The sequence below is a fragment of the Streptomyces sp. NPDC021020 genome (assembly GCF_044333285.1).
GTDB lineage: Bacteria > Actinomycetota > Actinomycetes > Streptomycetales > Streptomycetaceae > Actinacidiphila.
Genome location: NZ_JBIRQQ010000009.1, coordinates 286,053 through 305,417 on the forward strand (window position 1 = coordinate 286,053; position 19,365 = coordinate 305,417).

General features: G+C 74.0%; 21 protein-coding genes and 1 pseudogene. 9 read left to right on the forward strand and 13 right to left on the reverse strand.

From position 1 onward, the window contains the following. Positions 1-25: 25 nt before the first annotated feature. Complete coding sequence (locus tag ACH4SL_RS27300; protein ID WP_398450134.1) at positions 26-667, reverse strand: nucleotidyltransferase domain-containing protein; 642 nt, start codon at positions 665-667, stop codon at positions 26-28. A gap of 112 nt (positions 668-779) precedes the next feature. Continuing rightward, complete coding sequence (gene tnpA / locus ACH4SL_RS27305; RefSeq protein ID WP_398450136.1) at positions 780-1,211, reverse strand: IS200/IS605 family transposase; 432 nt, start codon at positions 1,209-1,211, stop codon at positions 780-782. A 24-nt stretch (positions 1,212-1,235) separates the two neighbouring features. Between tnpA and ACH4SL_RS27310 the strand changes: the two genes are divergently transcribed. Both ACH4SL_RS27310 and ACH4SL_RS27315 read left to right on the forward strand, forming a co-directional pair. Next, entirely contained in the window at positions 1,236-2,459 is a 1,224-nt protein-coding gene (locus tag ACH4SL_RS27310; RefSeq protein WP_398450344.1) for an RNA-guided endonuclease InsQ/TnpB family protein, read from the forward strand. Positions 2,460-2,566: 107 nt separating this feature from the next. Continuing rightward, positions 2,567-2,866, forward strand: a complete 300-nt coding sequence (locus ACH4SL_RS27315; protein ID WP_398450138.1) for a DUF6087 family protein — start codon at positions 2,567-2,569, stop codon at positions 2,864-2,866. Positions 2,867-2,930: 64 nt separating this feature from the next. Here ACH4SL_RS27315 and ACH4SL_RS27320 read toward each other — a convergent pair whose 3' ends face one another. Beyond that, complete coding sequence (locus tag ACH4SL_RS27320) at positions 2,931-3,326, reverse strand: hypothetical protein (RefSeq protein ID WP_398450140.1); 396 nt, start codon at positions 3,324-3,326, stop codon at positions 2,931-2,933. Between the two features lie 171 nt (positions 3,327-3,497). Between ACH4SL_RS27320 and ACH4SL_RS27325 the strand changes: the two genes are divergently transcribed. After that, on the forward strand, positions 3,498-4,175 hold the full coding sequence (locus ACH4SL_RS27325) for a formylglycine-generating enzyme family protein (protein WP_398450142.1): 678 nt from the start codon (positions 3,498-3,500) through the stop codon (positions 4,173-4,175). Here ACH4SL_RS27325 and ACH4SL_RS27330 read toward each other — a convergent pair. The 4 genes from ACH4SL_RS27330 to ACH4SL_RS27345 form a co-directional block, all read right to left on the reverse strand. After that, entirely contained in the window at positions 4,161-5,162 is a 1,002-nt protein-coding gene (locus tag ACH4SL_RS27330; RefSeq protein WP_398450144.1) for a helix-turn-helix domain-containing protein, read from the reverse strand. The two genes, ACH4SL_RS27325 and ACH4SL_RS27330, sit on opposite strands and share 15 nt — an antisense overlap. 167 nt (positions 5,163-5,329) lie before the next feature. Then, positions 5,330-5,764, reverse strand: a complete 435-nt coding sequence (locus ACH4SL_RS27335; RefSeq protein ID WP_398450146.1) for a pentapeptide repeat-containing protein — start codon at positions 5,762-5,764, stop codon at positions 5,330-5,332. 56 nt (positions 5,765-5,820) lie between these two features. Beyond that, positions 5,821-6,996, reverse strand: a complete 1,176-nt coding sequence (locus ACH4SL_RS27340) for a macrolide family glycosyltransferase (RefSeq protein ID WP_398450148.1) — start codon at positions 6,994-6,996, stop codon at positions 5,821-5,823. 195 nt (positions 6,997-7,191) lie between these two features. Further along, the gene (locus tag ACH4SL_RS27345) at positions 7,192-7,674 is read right to left on the reverse strand and encodes an NUDIX hydrolase (protein ID WP_398450150.1); all 483 of its coding nucleotides are present in this window, start codon (positions 7,672-7,674) and stop codon (positions 7,192-7,194) included. 132 nt (positions 7,675-7,806) lie between these two features. Here ACH4SL_RS27345 and ACH4SL_RS27350 point away from each other — a divergent pair, with 132 nt between their 5' ends. After that, positions 7,807-8,571, forward strand: coding sequence for an MgtC/SapB family protein (locus ACH4SL_RS27350; protein WP_398450152.1), 765 nt, complete (start codon positions 7,807-7,809; stop codon positions 8,569-8,571). Between the two features lie 20 nt (positions 8,572-8,591). On the opposite strand, the gene ACH4SL_RS27355 is transcribed toward ACH4SL_RS27350, so the two are convergent. Continuing rightward, positions 8,592-9,401 carry an NAD-dependent epimerase/dehydratase family protein gene (locus ACH4SL_RS27355; protein WP_398450154.1) on the reverse strand — a complete coding sequence of 270 codons (810 nt, stop codon included), beginning with the start codon at positions 9,399-9,401 and terminating at the stop codon, positions 8,592-8,594. 275 nt (positions 9,402-9,676) lie between these two features. Here ACH4SL_RS27355 and ACH4SL_RS27360 point away from each other — a divergent pair, with 275 nt between their 5' ends. Continuing rightward, positions 9,677-10,609, forward strand: coding sequence for a 5-dehydro-4-deoxyglucarate dehydratase (locus tag ACH4SL_RS27360; RefSeq protein ID WP_398450156.1), 933 nt, complete (start codon positions 9,677-9,679; stop codon positions 10,607-10,609). 1 nt (position 10,610) lies between these two features. Next, the gene (locus ACH4SL_RS27365) at positions 10,611-11,792 is read left to right on the forward strand and encodes a hypothetical protein (RefSeq protein ID WP_398450158.1); all 1,182 of its coding nucleotides are present in this window, start codon (positions 10,611-10,613) and stop codon (positions 11,790-11,792) included. A gap of 255 nt (positions 11,793-12,047) precedes the next feature. Here ACH4SL_RS27365 and ACH4SL_RS27370 read toward each other — a convergent pair whose 3' ends face one another. From ACH4SL_RS27370 to ACH4SL_RS27385, 4 genes and pseudogenes are all read right to left on the reverse strand, one after another. Then, positions 12,048-12,941: a hypothetical protein gene (locus ACH4SL_RS27370; RefSeq protein ID WP_398450160.1), complete on the reverse strand. Its 894-nt coding sequence runs from the start codon at positions 12,939-12,941 to the stop codon at positions 12,048-12,050. A 200-nt stretch (positions 12,942-13,141) separates the two neighbouring features. Beyond that, positions 13,142-13,645: pseudogene (locus tag ACH4SL_RS27375) on the reverse strand (SigE family RNA polymerase sigma factor); the annotation flags it as partial. Between the two features lie 203 nt (positions 13,646-13,848). Then, positions 13,849-14,679 (reverse strand): class I SAM-dependent methyltransferase, encoded by an 831-nt coding sequence (locus ACH4SL_RS27380; RefSeq protein WP_398450162.1) that lies wholly within the window; start codon positions 14,677-14,679, stop codon positions 13,849-13,851. A 112-nt stretch (positions 14,680-14,791) separates the two neighbouring features. Continuing rightward, positions 14,792-15,562: an IclR family transcriptional regulator gene (locus ACH4SL_RS27385; RefSeq protein ID WP_398450164.1), complete on the reverse strand. Its 771-nt coding sequence runs from the start codon at positions 15,560-15,562 to the stop codon at positions 14,792-14,794. Positions 15,563-15,703: 141 nt separating this feature from the next. Between ACH4SL_RS27385 and ACH4SL_RS27390 the strand changes: the two genes are divergently transcribed. Together ACH4SL_RS27390 and ACH4SL_RS27395 are read left to right on the forward strand one after the other, a co-directional pair. Then, positions 15,704-17,233 carry an aldehyde dehydrogenase (NADP(+)) gene (locus ACH4SL_RS27390; protein WP_398450166.1) on the forward strand — a complete coding sequence of 510 codons (1,530 nt, stop codon included), beginning with the start codon at positions 15,704-15,706 and terminating at the stop codon, positions 17,231-17,233. A 221-nt stretch (positions 17,234-17,454) separates the two neighbouring features. Next, positions 17,455-17,919: a GNAT family N-acetyltransferase gene (locus ACH4SL_RS27395; RefSeq protein ID WP_398450168.1), complete on the forward strand. Its 465-nt coding sequence runs from the start codon at positions 17,455-17,457 to the stop codon at positions 17,917-17,919. Between the two features lie 57 nt (positions 17,920-17,976). Here the strand turns inward: ACH4SL_RS27395 and ACH4SL_RS27400 are convergent, their stop codons facing one another. Continuing rightward, positions 17,977-18,618 carry an NAD(P)H-binding protein gene (locus ACH4SL_RS27400; RefSeq protein WP_398450170.1) on the reverse strand — a complete coding sequence of 214 codons (642 nt, stop codon included), beginning with the start codon at positions 18,616-18,618 and terminating at the stop codon, positions 17,977-17,979. 344 nt (positions 18,619-18,962) lie between these two features. On the opposite strand from ACH4SL_RS27400, the gene ACH4SL_RS27405 reads away from it, so the two are divergent. Continuing rightward, a complete protein-coding gene (locus ACH4SL_RS27405) occupies positions 18,963-19,349 on the forward strand; it encodes a winged helix-turn-helix transcriptional regulator (RefSeq protein WP_398450172.1) in 387 nt (128 codons plus the stop codon). Positions 19,350-19,365 lie beyond the last annotated feature (16 nt).

The window sequence follows — 19,365 nt, forward strand, 5'->3', positions numbered from 1 at the left end:
GGGCTTATCGGCGGAGGGCGGTGGGCTACAGGTCCGCCGCCCAGGGGTGGCCCGGGTGGATGCGGGTGAGAAGCGCGGTCAGGGTTTCGCGTTGGGTGGGGGTCAGGCGGGAGGCGGTCGCGGTGAAGTCCGCCTGGTCCTTCGGGCGGAGGTGCTTGGCCTTGAACAGCAGGACCAGCTCGGGAGCCAGGTACGGGATGCCGCTCCGGGTGCGGAGGATGATGTCGCGGTAGGGGAGGCGGACGGTCTCGTCGCGGCGGCAGATCCAGGTGTCGCCGTCGTGCGGTTCGCGGAAGACGTCGAGCAGGTAGTTACCGGTGGCCGGGTCGCGGAGCCAGGTCTGGTGGACGGTGGCCAGCGTCTCCGGGGTGGGATCCTCCCAGATCCGGCCGCTGCCCACCGCGTCGAAGACGTACTCGGGGAAGCGGCTGCGCACTTCGGGGAAGCCTGCGGCCGGGATCGCGATCTCGATGTCCCCGTGGGCGCGTGTCTGCTTGCCGTGGAAGAGGTCGAGCGCCCAGCCCGCGACCACGCACCAGGGCGTGCCGACGCCGACGAGCCGCCGGGCAACCTCGTCAGGAGTCCAGCAGGACGACCACCTGGCGGGGAGGGCTTCGATCTCTTCGGGTGACAGTTCGGTGCCACCGCTGGGTAGTTGCTCGCTCACCACAGAAATCTACCTTTGATCTTGGCCAGTGCTCCGCCCTTCAGGGCGGGGGTGAAGGCCATCTCAGAACTGCTCTGACCCGCGCCATGGGCACGGGTCAGCACTGTTTTCCTCAGCTCACGGGGCGCTTCTGCTTCTCGATGTACTGCTTGACCACGGTCAGCGGTGCGCCCCCGCAGCTTCCGGCGAAGTAGGAGCCGGACCAGAAGTGTCCGCCCCACAGGTATCGGCGCACGTGGGTGTCGTACTCCTTGCGGAGCAGCCGGGCGGATACGCCCTTGAGCGAGTTGACCAGTTTGGAGAGCTGGACCTTGGGCGGGTAGTGCACCAGAAGGTGCACGTGGTCGTCCTCGCCGTTGAACTGCTTCAGCTCGGCTTCGAAGTCCGTGCACACCTCGCGCATGATCTCTTCGCACCGCGTCAGCATGGCGTCGGTCATGGCCTTGCGTCGGTACCTCGTGACAAAAACCAAGTGAACATGCAGGTTGTGGACGACGTATCGTCCGGTGCGTACATCGGGATTAGGATTCCATCGTGGTGACATAAACCAAAGGGTAAAGTGATCGACATGCAGCTCCGGTACAGCTTCCGCGTGTACCCGAGCGCCGGTCAGCGCATGGCGCTGGCGCGGGCGTTCGGGTGCGCTCGGGTCGTCTTCAACGACGCCCTTCGCGTCCGTGAGACCGCCCGCGCCGCCGGACTGCCGTTCGTTCCCTCGGGGGAGCTGTCCAAGCAGCTCACCGCCGCGAAGAAGACCCCCGAGCGGGCATGGCTCACCGAGGTCTCGTCGGTCGTGTTGCAGCAGTCCCTGAGGGACCTGGACATCGCCTACAAGAACTTCTTCGACGGCCTCAAGGGCAAGCGCCCGCGCATGGGAGCGCCCCGGTTCAAGTCCCGCAAGGACAACCGGCAGTCGATCCGGTTCACTGCGAACGCCGGATGGAAGATCACGGCCGGTGGCAAGCTCCGGCTCCCCAAGGTCGGCGACCTGGCCGTGAAGTGGTCCCGCGCCCTGCCGTCCACCCCGTCCACCGTGACGATCATCAAGGACGCGGCCGGAAGGTACTTCGCTTCCTTCGTCGTGGAGACCGATCCCGAGCCGCTGGCCGCCACGGACGGCGTGGTCGGCATCGACCTCGGTCTGACGCACTTCGCGATCCTCTCCGACGGCACGAAGATCGACAGCCCCCGCTTCCTGCGCCGGGCCGAGAAGAAGCTCAAGCGCGCACAGCAGAACCTCAGCCGCAAGGCGAAGGGAAGCAACAACCGGACCAAGGCCCGCATCAAGGTCGCCCGCGCCCATGGCGCGGTGGCCGATGCGCGGCGCGAGTTCCACCACCAGCTCTCCACCAAGCTGATCCACGAAAACCAAGCGGTCGCGGTGGAAGACCTGGCGGTCAAGGGACTTGCCCGTACGCGTATGGCCAAGTCCGTCCACGACGCCGGATGGTCGGCGTTCGTGACGATGCTGGAGTACAAGGCCGCGAAGTACGGCCGCACCTTCCACCGCATCGGCCGCTTCGAGCCGACCTCTCAGGTGTGCTCGGCCTGCGGCGTCAAGGACGGCCCCAAGCCCCTGCACATCCGCGAGTGGACCTGCGGAGCCTGCGGGACCGTCCTTGATCGGGACATCAACGCGGCGGTCAACGTCGCCAAGGCCGCCGGACTGGCGGTATCAGCCTGTGGAGCGCGGGTAAGACCGAGACTCGTCCCGGCACAGCGTGAAAAAACAGGAACCCACCCGAAGACGAGCCGGACATCCGGCAGCCAGGCGGGAATCTCCGTCTTTTAGGGCGGAGAGGATGTCAACGGACCCGGCAGCGGAGGCGCCCTTCGGTCAAGGGCCGCCGGCGCTACCCTCCTCGGGGGGCGGGCTGTCGAGCCGTCAGGAGAATGCGCATGGAGGACGAACCGCTGTCCGAGTGGGCCGAGCGGCGGGACGCGCGGGTCGGGCGGTTGCGGGCTGTGCCGCTGGTCAGCGGGGACGTTCCGCGCGGGGGGCATCTCAACCCCGACGCGCCGCGGGCGATTCAGCGGTGGAACGGGCATACGTGGGAGCCGTACGCCGTGGTGGCCGGCCTGGCCGCGGCGCGGCGGCTGCTCTATCCGGGCGCCGAGGCGCCGCCCGCCGCGCCCGGGGTGCTGCCCGCGCCCACCGGGCGCCATCGCAAGCCGCGCACCGCACCGCCCGAGGGCTGAGGGCCCGTGCCCCGGCACCGGGGGGTTGGTGCCGGGGCGCGGGAGCAGGGTGGCCCGGGGTGGGTTATCCGAGCCAGCGCTGGTCGTCGATGGTGTAGTAGTCGCTGTTGGCCTGGTAGGTGGGGACCGAGGCGCCGGAGTACAGCGAGAAGTCGGAGCCGTTGCAGTTGTTGTGGCTGGAGCCGGTCAGGAAGTAGATCTGGACCGTGCCCTTCCACCACCAGCCGGACAGGTAGTTATCCGTGGCGGGAGTGGGGAAGCAGTGCCCCACCCACTGGCCGTTCTGGTTGGACCCGTAGACGTAGATCGAGTAGATGTTGGCGATGCTGTCGCGGAAAAGGATCTGCTGTCCGTTGCTCGCGGCGGACGCGGTCCCAGCACTGCTGACGACGGCGGCGCCCACCAGCCCCAGCGTGGCGGCGGTGGAGGCTATCCATGTGCGGATCGACTTCCTTTTCATCGTTTTCCCCCAGTCGTGTCGTCGGAAGCCGCGGTCCCCGTGCGCAGGCGCACGGACGGCTCCCGTTGTGGTCGGGTCGAGCCTAGGTACGGGCGGATCTCGGGGATGTGCCGTGCGTGCAGTGATCCTTGACGATGCGTGCGGGGACGGTCGGCGCCGTAGGGTGGCCGGATGGACGTGCAGGTGGGGGACGGGACGGTCGTGGTTCCGGCCGGGCGGGTGACGCTGTCGGACCGGCGCACGCAGCGGAGCTGGACGGTCGGCGTCGCGCCCTTCCGGATGGCGGCCGTGCCCGTCACGCAGGCGCTGTACGCGGAGGTGACCGGACGGCGGCCGAGCACCGCGCAAGGCGACCGGCTGCCGGTCGAGGGCGTCTCCTGGGCGGACGCGGTCCGGTTCTGCAACGCGCTCTCCGTCCGCGAGGGGCTGGCCCCGGCGTACGGCGTTCACGGGGAAGCGGTCGAGTGGGACGCGGGCGCCGACGGCTACCGGCTGCCGACCGAGGCCGAGTGGGAGCACGCCTGCCGCGCGGGCAGCACCGGGCCGCGGTACGGGGAGCTGGACGCGATCGCCTGGTACGACGGGAATTCGGGCGGGCGGATCCGGGAGGTCGGCGGCAGGCAGCCGAACGCCTGGGGGCTGCACGACATGCTGGGCAACGCCTGGGACTGGTGCTGGGACGTCTACGACGCCGAGGTCTACGGCTCCTACCGGGTGCTGCGCGGGGGCGGTTGGGCCGACGCGCACTGGAGCTGCCGGGCCTCGGTACGGCGGCGCAGCCACCCGGCGTACCGGATCGACGACGTCGGCTTCCGCGTCGCGCGTTCCGCGGGCTCAGCGGCGTCCTGACGGCTCGGCCCGCGCCGCCGACGCGCGGTAGGCCTGCGGGGTCGTGCCGTACGCGGCGCGGAAGGCGCGGCTGAAGGCGGCGGCGTTGGGGAAGCCCCAGCGGGCGCCGATCGTGTGGACGGGGTGGCGGCGCAACCGCGGGCAGGCCAGGTCGGCGCGGCAGCGTTCCAGCCGGCGGCGGCGGATCGAGGCCGCCACGCCCTCGCCGCACGTGTCGGCGGCGTGCTCCTGGAAGAGCGTGTAGAGGCGGCGCAGCGAGATGTGGTGGTGCTCGGCGATCGCCCGCGGGGTCAGGCCCGGGTCCGCGAGGTTCTGCTCGATGAAGGCGTCGATGCTGCGCAGCAGCACATGGGTGCGGACCGCGGTAGGCGGCTCGGCCTCCGCCCCCAACTGCTCGATCAGGCACGTGGTGGCCAGCTCCACCGCCACGCCGCCGAGCCTGCCGAGGTCCTGCGGCCGGACGCCGGGCCCGTTCCCGGCGACGGCGACCAGGAACTGCGCCAGCACCGCGCCCATCCCCGCGCCGCCCTCCACCCGCCGGGCGAGCAGCCGCTCGGCCTGGCGGCCGGCGAGCGGCATACGGGCCTTGGGTATCTGCAGGACGAGCGCCTCGACGCCCGCGCCGTCCAGGCCCGAACGCGACTCGTACGGCCGGGAGGTGTCCCACAGCACCATGTCCCCGGCGCGCAGCTCCGCCTCGCCCGCGCCCTGCGCGTACCAGGCCGCGCCGCGCGTCACCAGCCCCAGCTGGTACTGCTCCGGATCCCCGCGGCGGATCAGCGCCGGGGTGCGGCGGGAGTGCAGCGGGGAGAACGCGAACCGGGAGAGCTGGGCGGGGCCGAGGTCCAGGAGGGCGCCCTCGGCGTGGAAGGCGGCGGGGTCCGGGGCGGAGAAGGCCGACGGCATCAGGGAGGTGGAGATCGTCTCCACGAACCAGTCGAACCTGTCCGGCGCCGGCACGTCCAGCGCCGTCACCCCGTGCCACATCGCAGGATCCCCCGTCCCTCGCATCCCCGCCCCGGGCGCAACATTGCCCGGACGCTTACGCAGTCTGCCGGACGGTCTGCTGCTTTCGCCCGCAGGCCGTCCGGGATGTCCGTCACACGTCAGCGCACGTCAGGCCGTGCGGACACGTCGACGCCGTACAGCGCACGTCAGGCCGTGCCGCCTTCCGCGGGCGGCCAGCCGATGACGTCCTCCAGACGGATGCCGCCGAGGGCCGCCCCGTCGAGGCGGACCCCGGTGGTGTCGGTCCGCCCGTGCGGCGGCACGCCGGTGAGGACCCGGCCGAGCGCCGCGCCGGTGAGGTCCGCGTCGCGCAGGTCGGCACCGCGCAGGTCGCACCCGGACAGGCGCGCGCCGCGCAGCGACGCCCCGCGCAGGTCCGCGCCGCTCAGGTCGCAGAAGGTGAACGAGCAGCCGTCGAGCGTGGCGTGCCGCAGGTCCGCGCCCGCGAAGGAGCAACGGGTGAAGCGCTGTTGCGCCGTGCGGGCGGAGACCAGGTCCTGTGCGGCGAAGTCCTCGCGGGTCAGGGACGCGTAGCGGGGGAGCGCGGCGAGCCGCTGCCGCGCGCCGGGGAGGTGGGCCATGGCGACAGCCTGCCAGCCCCGCCCGGCGCGGGCTCGCGGATTTTCCCCGCGGGACGTCAGTTCAGCACGGCCTCGACGAGGTCGGCGGCCCGGGAGGTGCCGCCCTCGGAGCGCGCGGCGGCCTGCAAGGCGGCGGATCGGCGGGCCACTTCGGGGTCGGCGGTCAGGGTGAGCAGGGCGGCGCGCAGCGCCTCGGCGGTCGCGTCGGCGGTGTCGATGCGGCGGGCGACGCCCAGCTCCACCAGGCGGTCGGCGTTCATGAACTGGTCGACCGCCTGCGGGACGGCGATCATCGGGACGCCCGAGAGCAGCCCCTCGCTGCACCCGCCCATGCCGGCGTGCGTGACGAAGGCGTCCGCCTGCGCCAGGACCGCCCGCTGCGGCACCCAGGAGTGGACCTCGGTGTTGCGCGGGAGCGGGCCGAGTTCGGCCGGGTCGGTGTGCTTGCCGATCGACAGGACGACGTGCCAGCCGGGCAGGTCGCCGTACGCCGCGAGGCACTGCCGGTAGAACTCCGGCTGCCGGGTGTAGGCCGAGCCCAGCGAGACCAGCAGCACCTTCGACGCGCCCGCCGGGCGCGTCCAGGCGCCGGCGTCCTCCGCCGGGTCGAAGCACGGGCCGACGAAGGTCACCGCCTCGGCGTCCACCTTGTCGGCGTGCGGCTGCATCGCCCGCGTGATGAGCGCGAGGGCCCGCCGGGGGCGGCCGGAGAAGGCGTCGACGTCGGTGGTGGTGGCCCCGCATCCGGCGAGCCAGCCGGCGAACCGCTCCCGGTACGCGTCGGCGCCCGGCAGCTGCCGCAGGTACGCTCCGACCTCCTCCTCGTAGCCCTCCCAGCCGACCATCGCCGGGGAGAGCTGCACCAGCGGCCGGCCCTGCGCCTCGGCGAGGGCGCGTGCGGCGTAGGCGCCGATGTCGTACAGGTACACGTCCGCCGGGTCGGCGTCGTAGACGGCGCGCAGCCGGGGCAGTGCCTGGACGGAGTCGTCGAGGAAGAGGCCCATCGCGGCGATGGGGTCGTCGGGCCAGTCGTTTGCGGCGACCGGCAGCGTGGAGGGGCAGGGCACCAACTCGGCGCCGGTGGTGGCGACCAGGTCGGCCACGGCCGGGTCGTTGGCGTACGTCACGCGGTGGCCGCGGGCGACCAGCTCGCGGATGACGGCGACGCTGGGGAGGATGTGGCTGACGGCGGGGATGCCGACCATCGCGATATGGGCACGGCGACGGGTCATGGATGATCAACTCGCTTCGGATCTACGGGGGATGGGCATGACAGGTGCGCGCACCGGCCCGCCGGAGACCTCCGGAAGGGCCGGGCGCGGGGGCGGGGGATCGGGGCGCTGCCCCGGCCCGCGTCAGCCGTAGATCTGCTGCATGAAGAACATGCCCGCGAGCCTAACCACCCGCGGGCGACGGGCGCACGCCGATTACCGCGGACCGGCCGCCCCGGCGTCCCGCGGTCTGCCGGAGGCCGGGCGGTCGAGGGCCAGCGCGATCCCGATGTCCACCCGCTCGTCCCGCGGCAGGCCCGCCACGTCCGCCAGGCCCACCCACGCCGCCCGGTCGCTGGACCCGCCGACCTCGTCACGCAGTTCCCCGCCGGTGATCCGGGCCGCGTAGAAGACCCGGAGGCTGTGGAATTCGGCGCCCGCGCCCCGGGAGGGCGGAGCGGGCACGACCCGGGTGTGCATACCGAGCAGAGCCTCGATCTCGACGGCGTACCCGGTCTCCTCGCGCACCTCCCGCACCGCGGCGTCGTACGGATCCTCGCCGTGGTCGATGCCGCCCCCGGGGACGGACCAGAGCCGGTGCCCGGGGCGCTCCGGATCGACCCAGCGGGTCAGCAGGACCCGGCCGTCACGGATGCACACGGCACAGGAACTCACCCTCAGGGAGTGGGTGTTCGGCATGGCGCCAGCCTACGGGGGGGGGCGGGTCGCCCGCGGATCGGCGACGGGGTCCGCACCGTGATCACCGGGACGCGCGCGACGCGACAGCCGTGTACCCGGTGCCCGGGACGGCGGCCGGAGTAACGTGGTCCGATGCACACTTGGCAACCCATGGCGTCCGTCGTGTGGGATCCGGACGGCGGGCAGGGGGTGCGGCAGCTCGGGGAGTTGGGGCTGGCGCTCGTGCTCTCGACGCTGATCGGGCTGGAGCGGGCGGTCCAGCAGAAGAGCGCGGGGCTGCGCACGCACACCCTGGTCGGCGTCGGGGCCGCGCTGTTCATGGAGGTCTCGCAGCACGGCTTCGGGACGGTGCTCGGCCATGAGGGCGTGACGCTGGATCCGTCGCGGATCGCGGCGCAGGTCGTCAGCGGGATCGGCTTCATCGGCGGCGGGCTGATCTTCGTACGGCGGGACGCCGTACGGGGGCTGACGACCGCGGCGACGATCTGGCTGACCGCCGCCATCGGCATGGCCTGCGGCGGCGGCCTGGTGCTGCTCGCGGTCGCCGCGACCGCCGGGCACTTCTTGGTGGTGCGGGTCTTCCCGCTGGTCACCGCGCGCATTCCGGCGGTCGCCGGCCCCGGGCAGACGGATCTGCGGATCTCCTACCAGGTCGGCACCGGGGTGCTGGCCCGCATCCTGGAGCGGTGCACACGGGCCGGTTTCCGGGTCGTGGAGGTGCACGTCAACCGGGCGCCGTGGGCCGACCGGGAGGACGGGCGGGCCGCCGCACCGGGCGCCGCGGAGGTCGAGCTGTCGATCGAGGGCACGGGGGACGTCCCGCTGCTGGTGACGGACCTGTCCGAGATGGACGGCGTGGTCGGCGTGTCGTCACCGGCGGAGGGCAGCGAATACTAGCGGCGGCGGCCGCCCGGGCCTCAGTACGGCCAGATCGGCGGCTCGGTGCAGAACGCGCCGCCCAGGTTGGCGTGCGCGGGGTCGTCCGCGTCCAGCTCGCCCTGCTCGGCGACGAGCTTCGCGGCGAAGACCTCGGAGTCGTCCTGCGGCTCGTAGCCGAGGGCGCGGGCCGGGTCGAGGTCCCACCACAGGCGGGTGTTGGCCGAGCTGCCGTAGACGACGGTGTGGCCGGTCACGTCGGCGGTGAGGGCCGCGTGCAGCAGCCGGGCGCCGTCGGCGGGGCTCATCCACACCGAGAGCATCCGCACCGTGGTGGGCTCGGGGAAGCAGGAGCCGATGCGGATCGAGACCGTGTCCATGCCGTGCCGGTCGGCGTAGAGCTGCGCCAGGTCCTCGCCGAAGCACTTGGACAGGCCGTAGAAGGTGTCGGGGCGGCGCGGGGTGTTGAGCGGGATGAGCGGGTCGTCGCCCTGCGGGCGGGGGGTGTAGCCGACCGCGTGGTTGCTGGAGGCGAAGACGATCCGCCCGACGCCCTCGGCGCGCGCGGCCTCGTAGAGGTGGTAGGTGCCCTCGATGTTGGCCTTGAGGACCTTGTCGAAGGTGGACTCCAGCGAGATGCCCGCGAGGTGCACGATCGCGTCGACGCCGCGGACGGCCTCGCGCAGCGCGGCGGTGTCGGCGAGGTCGGCGGTGATCGCGTCCGGCTCGTCCTCGATCGGGAGCATGTCCAGGAGCCGCAGCTCGTAGCCGTAGGAGGGGAGCAGGCCGCGCATGAGGGTGCCGAGGCCGCCGGCGGCGCCGGTGAGCAGAATGGTGCGGGGAGCGGGCATGTGGGGTCTCTCCTCGGTCTCGGGTCTCACCGGCCACTGGGGCCCGGGGCGGTGCGCGGGGGTGGAGCTGGTCCCGCCGTGGCCTCCGGCGGCGCCGCGGTGAGTATATCCATGGCCGCGATTCATGTATATGGACATCGATCACGCCGGGTCCACCCGTCTGACCTGCGTCCGTCGGCTTGACCCGCGTACGGATGCTCGCCTAGCGTGGCAGCGTTCACGAATATGGACGTGAATCAGATGAGCGCACAGACCCGGACCTTCAGGGGGACCCGATGACCGCACCCTCACTCGCCGAGCGTCTCGACGGCCTGCTGTTCTTCCCCGTGACGGCCTTCGGCCCGGACGGCGCCCTGGACCTCGACGCCTTCCGGGCCCATGTGCGCGCAGGGGTGGACGCCGGTGCGGCGGCCGTCTTCGCCTGCTGCGGCACCGGCGAATTCCACGCGCTCACGCCCGCGGAGTTCGCCGCGTGCGTGGCCGCCGCGGTCGAGGCGGCCGAGGGCCGCGTCCCGGTGCTCGCGGGCGCCGGGTACGGCACCGCGCTGGCCGCCGAGTACGCCGCCCTGGCCGAACGGGCGGGCGCCGACGGGCTGCTGGCCATGCCGCCGTACCTGGTCGTCGCCGACCAGGAGGGCCTGGTGCGGCACTACACCGCGCTCGCCGCCGCCACGAGCCTGGACGTCATCGTCTACCAGCGCGACAACGCCGTCTTCACCCCCGCCACGGTCGTCGAGCTGGCCAAGGTGCCCAACATCATCGGCCTCAAGGACGGCTACGGCGACCTGGACCTGATGCAGCGCATCATCAGCGCGGTCCGCACCGAGCTGCCCGGCCACGACTTCCGCTACTTCAACGGCCTGCCCACCGCCGAACTCACCGGCCTGGCCTACCGCGGCCTCGGCGTCACCCTCTACTCCTCGGCCGTCTTCGCCTTCTCGCCGGAGATCGCGCTCGCCTTCCACCGCGCGCTGACCACCGGCGACGACGCCACCGTGGACCGGCTCATCGACGGCTTCTACCGCCCGCTGGTCAACCTCCGGGGCAAGGGCCGCGGTTACGCCGTCTCGCTGGTCAAGGCCGGGGTGCGGCTGCGCGGCCTGGACGTCGGCGAGGTCCGCCCGCCGCTGAGCGAGCCCGCGCCCGCGCACATCAAGGAGCTGGCCGAACTCATCGAGCGCGGCACCGCGCTGCTCGGGGAGCGCTGACATGCGCGCCTCCGCCTTCGTCTACCCCTGGGACGTCAACGGCGACCCGGCCGCCGCCGAGCGCATCGCCGGCCTCGGCGTCGCCCAGGTGACGCTGGCCGCCGCCTACCACTCCACCCGCGCGCTCACCCCGCGCCACCCGCGGCACCGTATCGTCACCGCCGAGCACGCCGCCGTGCTCTACCCGGTCGACGAACGCCGCTGGCAGGGACGGGAGTTGCGTCCTTACCCGGCGGGTGACTGGGCGCCGGGCGACGCGTGGGGGAGCGCCGCGGAGGCGCTGCGCGCGGCGGGCCTCGAGGTGCACACCTGGGTCGTGCTCGCGCACAACTCCCGGCTGGGCGCGGAGCATCCGGACACCTCCGTCGTCAACGCCTACGGCGACCGCTACCCGTGGGCGCCCTGCATCGCCCAGCCCGCCGTCCGCGGCTACCTGCTCGACCTCGCCGCCGAGGCCGCCGTACGCCCCGGCGCCGCGGGCACCGAACTGGAGTCGCTCGGCTGGTACGGGCTCGCGCATCTGCACGCCCACGACAAGATCGGCGGGGTGCCGCTCGGCGACGCCGCGCAGTACCTGATGTCACTGTGCTTCTGCCCCTCCTGCCGCGCCGGTTACGCCGGGCTCGGCGCCGACCCGGACGAACTCGCCGCGGACGTACGGGCCGCGCTCGTACCCGTGTGGGACGGGGAGGCAGACGCGAAGGCGGGCATCGAGGCGCTGCTCGGCCCGCGGTGGACCGAGCTGACGCTCACCTGGCGTACGCGGACGGCGGGTTCGCTGCAGGAGCAGGCCGTGGCCGCGGTACGGGCCGCCGCCGCGCCCGGCTTCCAGGTGCTCATGCACGCCGACCCGGTGCCGTACCGCTGCGGCGCCAACGCCGGGGTGGACGCGGTGCGCATCCTCGCCCAGGTGGACGGCCTCGTACTGCCCTGCCCGGGCGGTCAGGCCGGCGCCGCGGGCCGCGAGGCGGTGCTCGCGCCCGTCGCCGCGGAGGCCGGGCCGGACACGGTGGTGGCCGCCAACTTCACGGTGGTCTCCGGCATGGGCGGCAGCCCCGGCACGCTGGCGGCCGACGCGGCGCACGCCGCCGAGCTGGGCGCGACCCAACTGCGGCTCTACCACGCGGGGCTGGCCAGCCGGGAGGATCTGGCGGCGGCCCGCGCCGCCCTGCACACGGGTTGATCGTGTGCAGGGCGGGGGATGCCGGGGAGCGGCGATCATGGGGGTACCGCCGCGCCCCGGAGCTTCTCCTGAGGGGGAAGCGTGCTGGGCCGTGCACCCCCAAGTCGCCGCCGGGGCGCGGGAGGTTGCCGCGGATCGACAAAATATTTCCGGCAGATTTCCCCCTGCGGCACTTGCGCCGTCCGCGCCACCGCGCAAGTGCCACCGCAGGCACCAAATCCCCCTGAAACGCCCGCCGTCGACCGCGGCAGCGGGTCAGAAACCGCCGCCGACCGTCACCGAACCGCCCGAGGCGTAGCCGACGGTGGCGGTGTAGCGGTCGCCGTCCGTGCCGCCCTGCCCCGGGTCGTGGGTGAACTGCCCGGCGAAGTTGTACGTGTCGGCCGGGAGCGTCTGCCCGGCCGCCAGCGTCCAGCGGTAGACGATGTAGTCCGCCTCGGTCGTCACCTTGACGCTCACCTGCGTGGCGTCGGTCCACGACGCCGAGTACGTCTCGCCGTTGACGCGGGCGATCCGCAGCTCCACCGCCAGCGAGGTGATCGGCTTCTGCGACGTCAGCTGCACCTCGCTCTCCGTCCAGTACGCGTCGCTGTTCGAGCCGAGTACGCCGTTGGACTGGAGCGGCCCGCTGCCCTGCGGCAGACCGGTGCCCTGCGAGGGCGCGCCGGAGGACTGCGGGGGCGAGCCCGGGACGCTCGGCGGCGCGGCCTGGAGCGGCGGCGCGGTCGTGCCGCGGCCCGAAGTGCTGTGCGGCCCTGGCGACTTGCGGTGCGCGGGGGCCGTGGTGGTCTGCCGCTGGACGGGCACCCGGTGCTCACCGCTGCCGGCGGTGTCCGAGGCGGTCGGGGAGGGCTGTGCGGGGTCGGCGCTGTCCGACGTCACCGAGGAGTGGCCCGGCTGGCCGGTGCCGGTGACGGCGCCCACCGCGAGACCGCCGATGCCGATCGCGCCCGCCACCGCCGCGGTCACCGCGGTGACCCGCATCCACGGCGCCGCCACCGGCCGGTCGTGGCCGCGCGCGGCGGACTCCGGCGCGCCGTTCCCGGCGCCGTCCGCGGTCATCGCGTGCTCGACGCGGGCCAGCATGCGCTCCCTGTCGGGCCGGTGGGCGTGCGCGGCCTCCCGCAGCCGCTCCGGCAGATCGGTCATCACATTCCCCGTCCCGTACGAGTACGAGCACGAGTCACATGACCCGCCGCACCCAGCAGTTGTGTCCCCGGGCCCATGTCGCCGGGGGAGCCGCCCGCCGCGCCGACCGAGGTGTCCGGCCGTCCGGTACGCGGCAGTCGTGCCGGGCCCGCAGGACCGCTCGCGGCCGCCGAACCCGGTCCCTGCACCGTACCGGTATCGGATGTCCGGGGTTGCAGCAGCCTTTCCAACTCCGCGATACCGCGGGACGTCTGGCTCTTGACGGTGCCCACCGAGATGCCCAGCGCCTCGGCCGTGTCGCGCTCCGACAGGTCGAACGCGTGCCGCAGCACCACGCACGCCCGCTTGCGGAACGGCAGCCGCTGCAGCGCCTCGCGCAGGTCCAGCACGGCGGGGAGGTCGGGGCCGTCGGTGCGTTCGGGGCGCTGCGACCAGAAGAGCGCGATCCGGCGCCGCTCGCGTACCGCGCTGCGGATCCGGGAGCGGGCGAGGTTGGCCACCACACCGCGCGCGTACGCCACCGGGTGCTCGGTCGCCTCGACCCGGTCCCAGCGGCGCCACAGGGCCACCAGCGCGTCCGCCGCGAGATCGTCGGCAGCGTCCGCCTCACCCGTCAACAGGTGCGCCAGCCGGGCGAGTTCGGCGTAATGCCGTTCGAAGAACGCGTGGAACGCGGCGGAGTCGTCGTCGACGGCAGTGCCCACGGTCACCTCTTCCTGCCCGGACCTCCCCGCCACGGCGCGGCGAGAGCGTAGCAGCGACAAGAGGCTCTGGGCAGAGGTTGGGAATCATCGATTCCCGGCGGTAACCGCTGGTGAACGCGTTGTGATGGAGCGTGCGCGGGATGCTGCCGCAGGACCGTGCCAGTGGCATCCCGGAGCCCTCGAGAGGGCCCCGGGATCCGGCGTCAGCCCGTCGCGCGCTCGCAGCGCTGGACGCGGGTCACCAGCTGGAGCTCGAACTCGCCCGATGCCGTCTCCGGGCGGGACCTGAGGTAGTCCAGGATGCGGGCGACGGCCGCCTCCCGCTGCGCCGGCTCCATCACCAGCAGATGCGAGTGGGTCGCGGCCGTCGCCGTCAGCGTCTCGGCGGTGCGCACCATCACGTGCGGGAAGTCGGCGTCCTGCGCGGGGGAGAAGGCCGGATGCGGGTCTATCCGGCGCGCCGGGCTCTTCTGCCAGCCGAGGAAGGACACCTGGCTCGGCGAGATCTCACCCAGGCCCGCGATCCAGCCGACCCGGTCGTCGTCGGCGTTGGACAGCGTCGCCAGCACCCCGCCGGGCCGCAGCACCCGGGCGATCTCGGGCAGCGCGCGCTCCTGGTCGAACCAGTGGATGGCCTGGCCCACGACCACCGCGTCCACCGAGCCGTCCGCCAGCGGTATCCGCTCGGCCGAGCCGGCAAGCGCCGTGGCCCGCGGCAGCCGCTCGCGCAGCGCGTCCAGCATCCCCGCGTCCGGCTCCACCGCCGTGACCCGGTGGCCGAGCGCGAGCACCTCGCGGGTCAGCTTGCCGGTGCCCGCGGCGAGGTCCAGCACGTCCAGCGGGCCGCTGCCGCCGCGCCGCGCGAGCACGGGCGCGAGGGCCCACGTCACCGCCTCGGGCGGGTAGCCGGGGCGGTGCTCGTCGTAGTCGGCGGCGACCGCGCCGAAGGACGAGGCGCGCCGGGCGACCCACTCCTTCACCTCGGCGTCCCCTGCCGGGGCGCCGCTGTCGTTCCCGTTCGTAATGATCCCCATGTTCACGAGCCTACGACCGCGGGCCCGGGCCCTGTCCGGGGGATCCCCGCCGTTCCCACGAAGGGGGCACCGCGGGCTGGCGGGGTTTGGCGGCGGCCCTGGCGGCGGGCCGTCAGAGGCGGCGGGTCGCCAGCAGCAGCCGGTCGCGCGCGTCGAACAGCGCGTCCTTGATCATCTGCTCGTGCCCGGACGTGAGCCGCGCCACCGGCACCGAGCAGCTGACCGCGTCCCGCGCGGGGGTGCGGTAGGGCACCGCGATGCCGAAGCAGCGCAGCCCCAGGGTGTTCTCCTCGCGGTCCACCGCGAAGCCCTGCTCGCGGATGACCGCCAGCTCCTCGATGAGCTTCTCGCGGTCGGTGTGGGTGTGCTCGGTGAGCGGCTCCAGCGTCTCCGGCAGCAGCCCCCGCACCTGCTCGTCGGTGTACGTCGCGAGCAGCGCCTTGCCGAGCGAGGTGGAGTGCGCGGGCAGCCGGCGGCCGACCCGGGTGAAGGGCCGCAGGTAGTGCTGGGACTGCCGGGTGGCGAGATAGACCACGCTGGTGCCGTCGAGGCGGGCCATGTGGATGGTCTCGCTGGTGTCGTCCGACAGCCGGTCCAGGGTGGGCCGGGAGGCGGCCACGACCTCGTCGCCGTCGATGTAGGACGTGCCGACCAGCAGCGCGCGCACGCCGATGCCGTACCGCGTGCCCGTCGCGTCGGTCTCGATCCAGCCCAGGTCGACGAGGGTGCGCAGCAGCATGTAGAGGCTGGACTTCGGGTAGCCGACCGACTCCTGCACGGCGGCGAGGCTGTGCATGCCGGGCCGTCCCGCGAAGAACTCCAGCAGCTCCACCGTGCGGACCGCGGACTTGACCTGGGAACCGGCTCCCTCGGCAGCAGCCATGCGCTCGACCCCTCTTGTTCGGCCGGGAGCCGCGGACGTAGGCTCCCCTTGCAGGTTCACATCTAAAGACGTCGTTCAGTATAGAGAACAAGCTGCCGGTGCAGCAGTGTCGTGCGGTACGGAAATGTGGAGGTTATCCCGGTGGCAGTACCAGTCTGGAGCGTCGACCCCCGGAGCGGGAAGCAGCGCGAGCAGGTCGCCGTCGAGGCCACGGCCGAGGACGTGGACGCCGCCGTACGCGCCGCCGCCGCCGCGGTCCCGGCGCTCGCCGACCGAAGCGTACGCTCCCGGCTGCTGCGCGCCGCCGCCGGGGCGCTGGAGGAGGCGGCCGAGCGGGTCATCGCCGCCGCCGACGCCGAGACCGCCCTCGGCGTGCCCCGCCTCACCGGTGAACTCGCCCGTACCGCCTTCCAGCTGCGGACCTTCGCGGACGTCGTCGACGAGGGCGCCTACCTCGACGTGATCATCGACACCCCCGACCCGGACGCCAAGCCCATCCCGCGGCCCGACCTGCGCCGGATGAAGATCCCGCTCGGCGTCGTCGCCGTCTACGCGGCCAGCAACTTCCCGCTCGCCTTCTCCGTGCCCGGCGGCGACACCGCGAGCGCGCTCGCCGCGGGCTGCCCCGTCGTCGTCAAGGCCCACCCCGACCACCCCGCGACCTCCGCGCTGTGCGCCGAGCTGCTGCGCGGCGCGGCCGTCTCCGTCGGGCTGCCCGCCGACACCGTCGTCCTCGTGCACGGCTTCGCCGCCGGTGTCGAGCTGGTCCGCCACCCGCTCGTCGCCGCCGCGGGCTTCACCGGCTCCGTGCCCGGCGGGCGCGCGCTGTACGACGCGGCCGCCGCCCGGCCGCGCCCCATCCCCTTCCACGGCGAGCTGGGCAGCCTCAACCCGGTCGTCGTCACCGAGGCCGCCGCGGCCGAGCGCGCCGAGCAGATCGGCACCGGCCTGGCCGGGTCCTTCACGATGGGCGTCGGCCAGTTCTGCACCAAGCCGGGCCTGGTCCTCGCCCCCGCGGGGGACGACGGCGACCGGCTGGTGGCCGCGCTCACCGGCGCCGCGGGCACCGCCCCCGCCGGAGTGCTGCTCGACGGCCGGATGCGCACCAACTTCCTGGCCGGCGCCGCCGCCCGCGCCGCGCTGCCCGCCGTGACCGCGCCGGTCGCCCCCGGCGAGGACGGCGAGCTGGGCGTACGCCCCGGCTTCCTGACCGTCGCCGCCGCCGAACTGGCCGCGCAGGGCGCCTACGACGCGCTGCTGGAGGAGTGCTTCGGGCCGCTGACCGTCGTCGTACGGTACGGCACCGCGGACGAGCTGGCCGCCGTGCTCGACCGGCTGCCGGGCAACCTCACCGCGACCGCCCACCTCGGCGCCGCCGAGGCCGCCGAGCAGGGCGGGCCCGCCGCGGCGCTGCTCACCCGGCTCAGCGCCCTCGCGGGCCGCGTCCTGGTCAACGGCTGGCCGACCGGTGTCGCCGTGACCGCCGCCCAGCACCACGGCGGGCCCTACCCCGCCACGACCTCCACCTCCACCTCGGTGGGCGCGACCGCCATCGAGCGCTGGCTGCGCCCGGTCGCCTACCAGGACACCCCGCCGGCCCTGCTGCCCCCCGAGCTCCAGGACGCCAACCCGCTGGGCATCCCCCGCCGGGTGGACGGCAAGCGCGGCTGAGCGCTGCGCTGCGCTGCGCTGGAGCGGGTTGCGCGGCCGGGCAGGTCGGTCCGGGCGGCCCGGCGGCCCGATGTCCCGCACCCCGGAAGCGCCCGCCCGGCGGCGCGGGCCCCGGCGGCGCCCGCCCGGCGGGGGATGGCCAGCGGGCCGCCGGGCCGCCACGGCTCCCGCCGTACGGGCCGGGTCCGCGGGTGCGGATCCCGCCTGGTTGGATCGGGCCCATGAGCACTCCGCACGAACCCGCCCTCCGGCCCGCGACCCGCGCCGACCTGCCCGCCGTCCTCGCCCTCATCGCCGGGGAGGACGGCGTGGTCGACCCGGCCGCCGTCGAGGTGACCGACGCCCACGAGCGGGCCTTCGCGTCGATCGAGGCGGACCCGCGCAACGAGGTCCTGGTCCTCGCGGAAGCCTCCGGCGACGTCGTCGGCTGCCTCCAGGTCACCCGCATCCCCGGCCTCGGCAAGGGCGGCGCCGAGCGCGCCCTCATCGAGGCCGTCCGCATCCGCGCCGACCTGCGCGGCGCGGGCCTGGGCCGCACCCTCATCCGCCGCACACTGGACCGCGCCCGCGAACAGGGCTGCGCGCTGGCCCAGTTGACCAGCAACAAATCCCGCACGGACGCCCACCGCTTCTACACCTCCCTCGGCTTCGAGGCGAGCCACGAGGGCTTCAAGCTGCCGCTCTGAGGCGCAGCTGTCCCGCCCGGCACCGCGACTTCCCACCCCGCCTCCGGCAGCGGCCGGTTACGTCACCACGAGGTGGGTGCGGTGGTGGCGGGGGTCCGCGGCCTCGTCGAGCAGGGCCAGGGCGAAGTCGGCGTACGTGACGCGGGCCGCCGGGTCGGTGTGCGGGCGGTGCTCGTAGCGGCCGGTGGGCTCGGGGGCGTCGTGGACGAAGTCGCCCGCGGGGGCGAGGTAGAGCCAGTCCAGCGCCGTCGCCTCGGCACGCAGCGCGGCCAGGCCCGCCGCGTGGGCCGCGCAGAACGGGCGGAATTCGGCGGGGAATCCGGGGGACTCCAGCTGGCTGGTGCCGTCCGGGCCCGGGAGTACGGCGGACAGGCCCACCGTGACCAGGCGGCTCACCCCGGCCTCGGCCAGGCCCGCGGCCAGCGCGCGGGCCGCGGCGGGGAAGAAGGCCCCGGGGTCGGTGCCCTCGCCGTACACGGCTGCGGTGTTGAGCGCCGCGTCGTGCCCGGCCGCGAGCGCGGCGACGGCCGCCGGGTCGGTGACGTCCCCCGCGGCGAGCCGTACGCCCCCGGCGGCGAGCGCCGGGTGGCGGGACGGGTCGCGGACGACCGCCGTGACACGGTGGCCGCGGCGGCGTGCCGCGGCGACGGCCTCCCGGCCGGCCCGGCCGCCGGCCCCGAAGACGATGTAGTTGCCCATCGGCGGAATACCCCCTGCTGTTGACGTGGCTTGAGATGGTGCGGTGCTGCGCGACTGCGCGTTGCCCGGGAAACGTAGCCGCGGGGGCAGTTACCTCCCGGATACCGCCGAGCCGCGTAGCCGCAGACCCGCACGACCGCCGTACCGCCGCCCGTACCGTCCGTCCGCCCTCGGCCGTGGGCGGCAGACCTGCACGACCGCCGTACCGCATGGCCCTGCGCGACCGCGCCACCGCGCCACCGCCCCGCCGGGCCCGCACCGCACCGCGGGCCGACCCGTACCGTCGAGTCGGGTCCGTACCGCCGCGGACCCCGTCCGTACCGCCCCACAGGAGGAGAGAGCCCGTGACGCCCCGCCCGCCGCTGCCCGCCGACCTGTTCGACGAGGTGTGCCCCTCCGCGCTGCTGCCCTTCCGCTTCGGCGACAAGTGGGCGCCGCTGGTGCTGGCGTGTCTGGAGGGCGGCCCGCGGCGCTTCTCGGAGCTGCGCGTCCCGTTGGGCCGCGTCACGCCGAAGGTGCTCACGCAGTCGCTGCGCGGCCTGGAGCGGGACGGCTTCGTCTCCCGCACCGTGCACACCGACCCGCGGCAGGGCGTGGACTACGCGCTGACGCCGCTGGGCCGCAGCCTGCTGGAGCCGCTCGCCGCCGCGTGTGCGTGGGCGGCCGAGCACTGGGACGAGCTGCTCGACGCCCACGAGCGCGGCACCGCACGGGAAGCCGCCACCGGGTGAACTGCCGGGCGGGCGG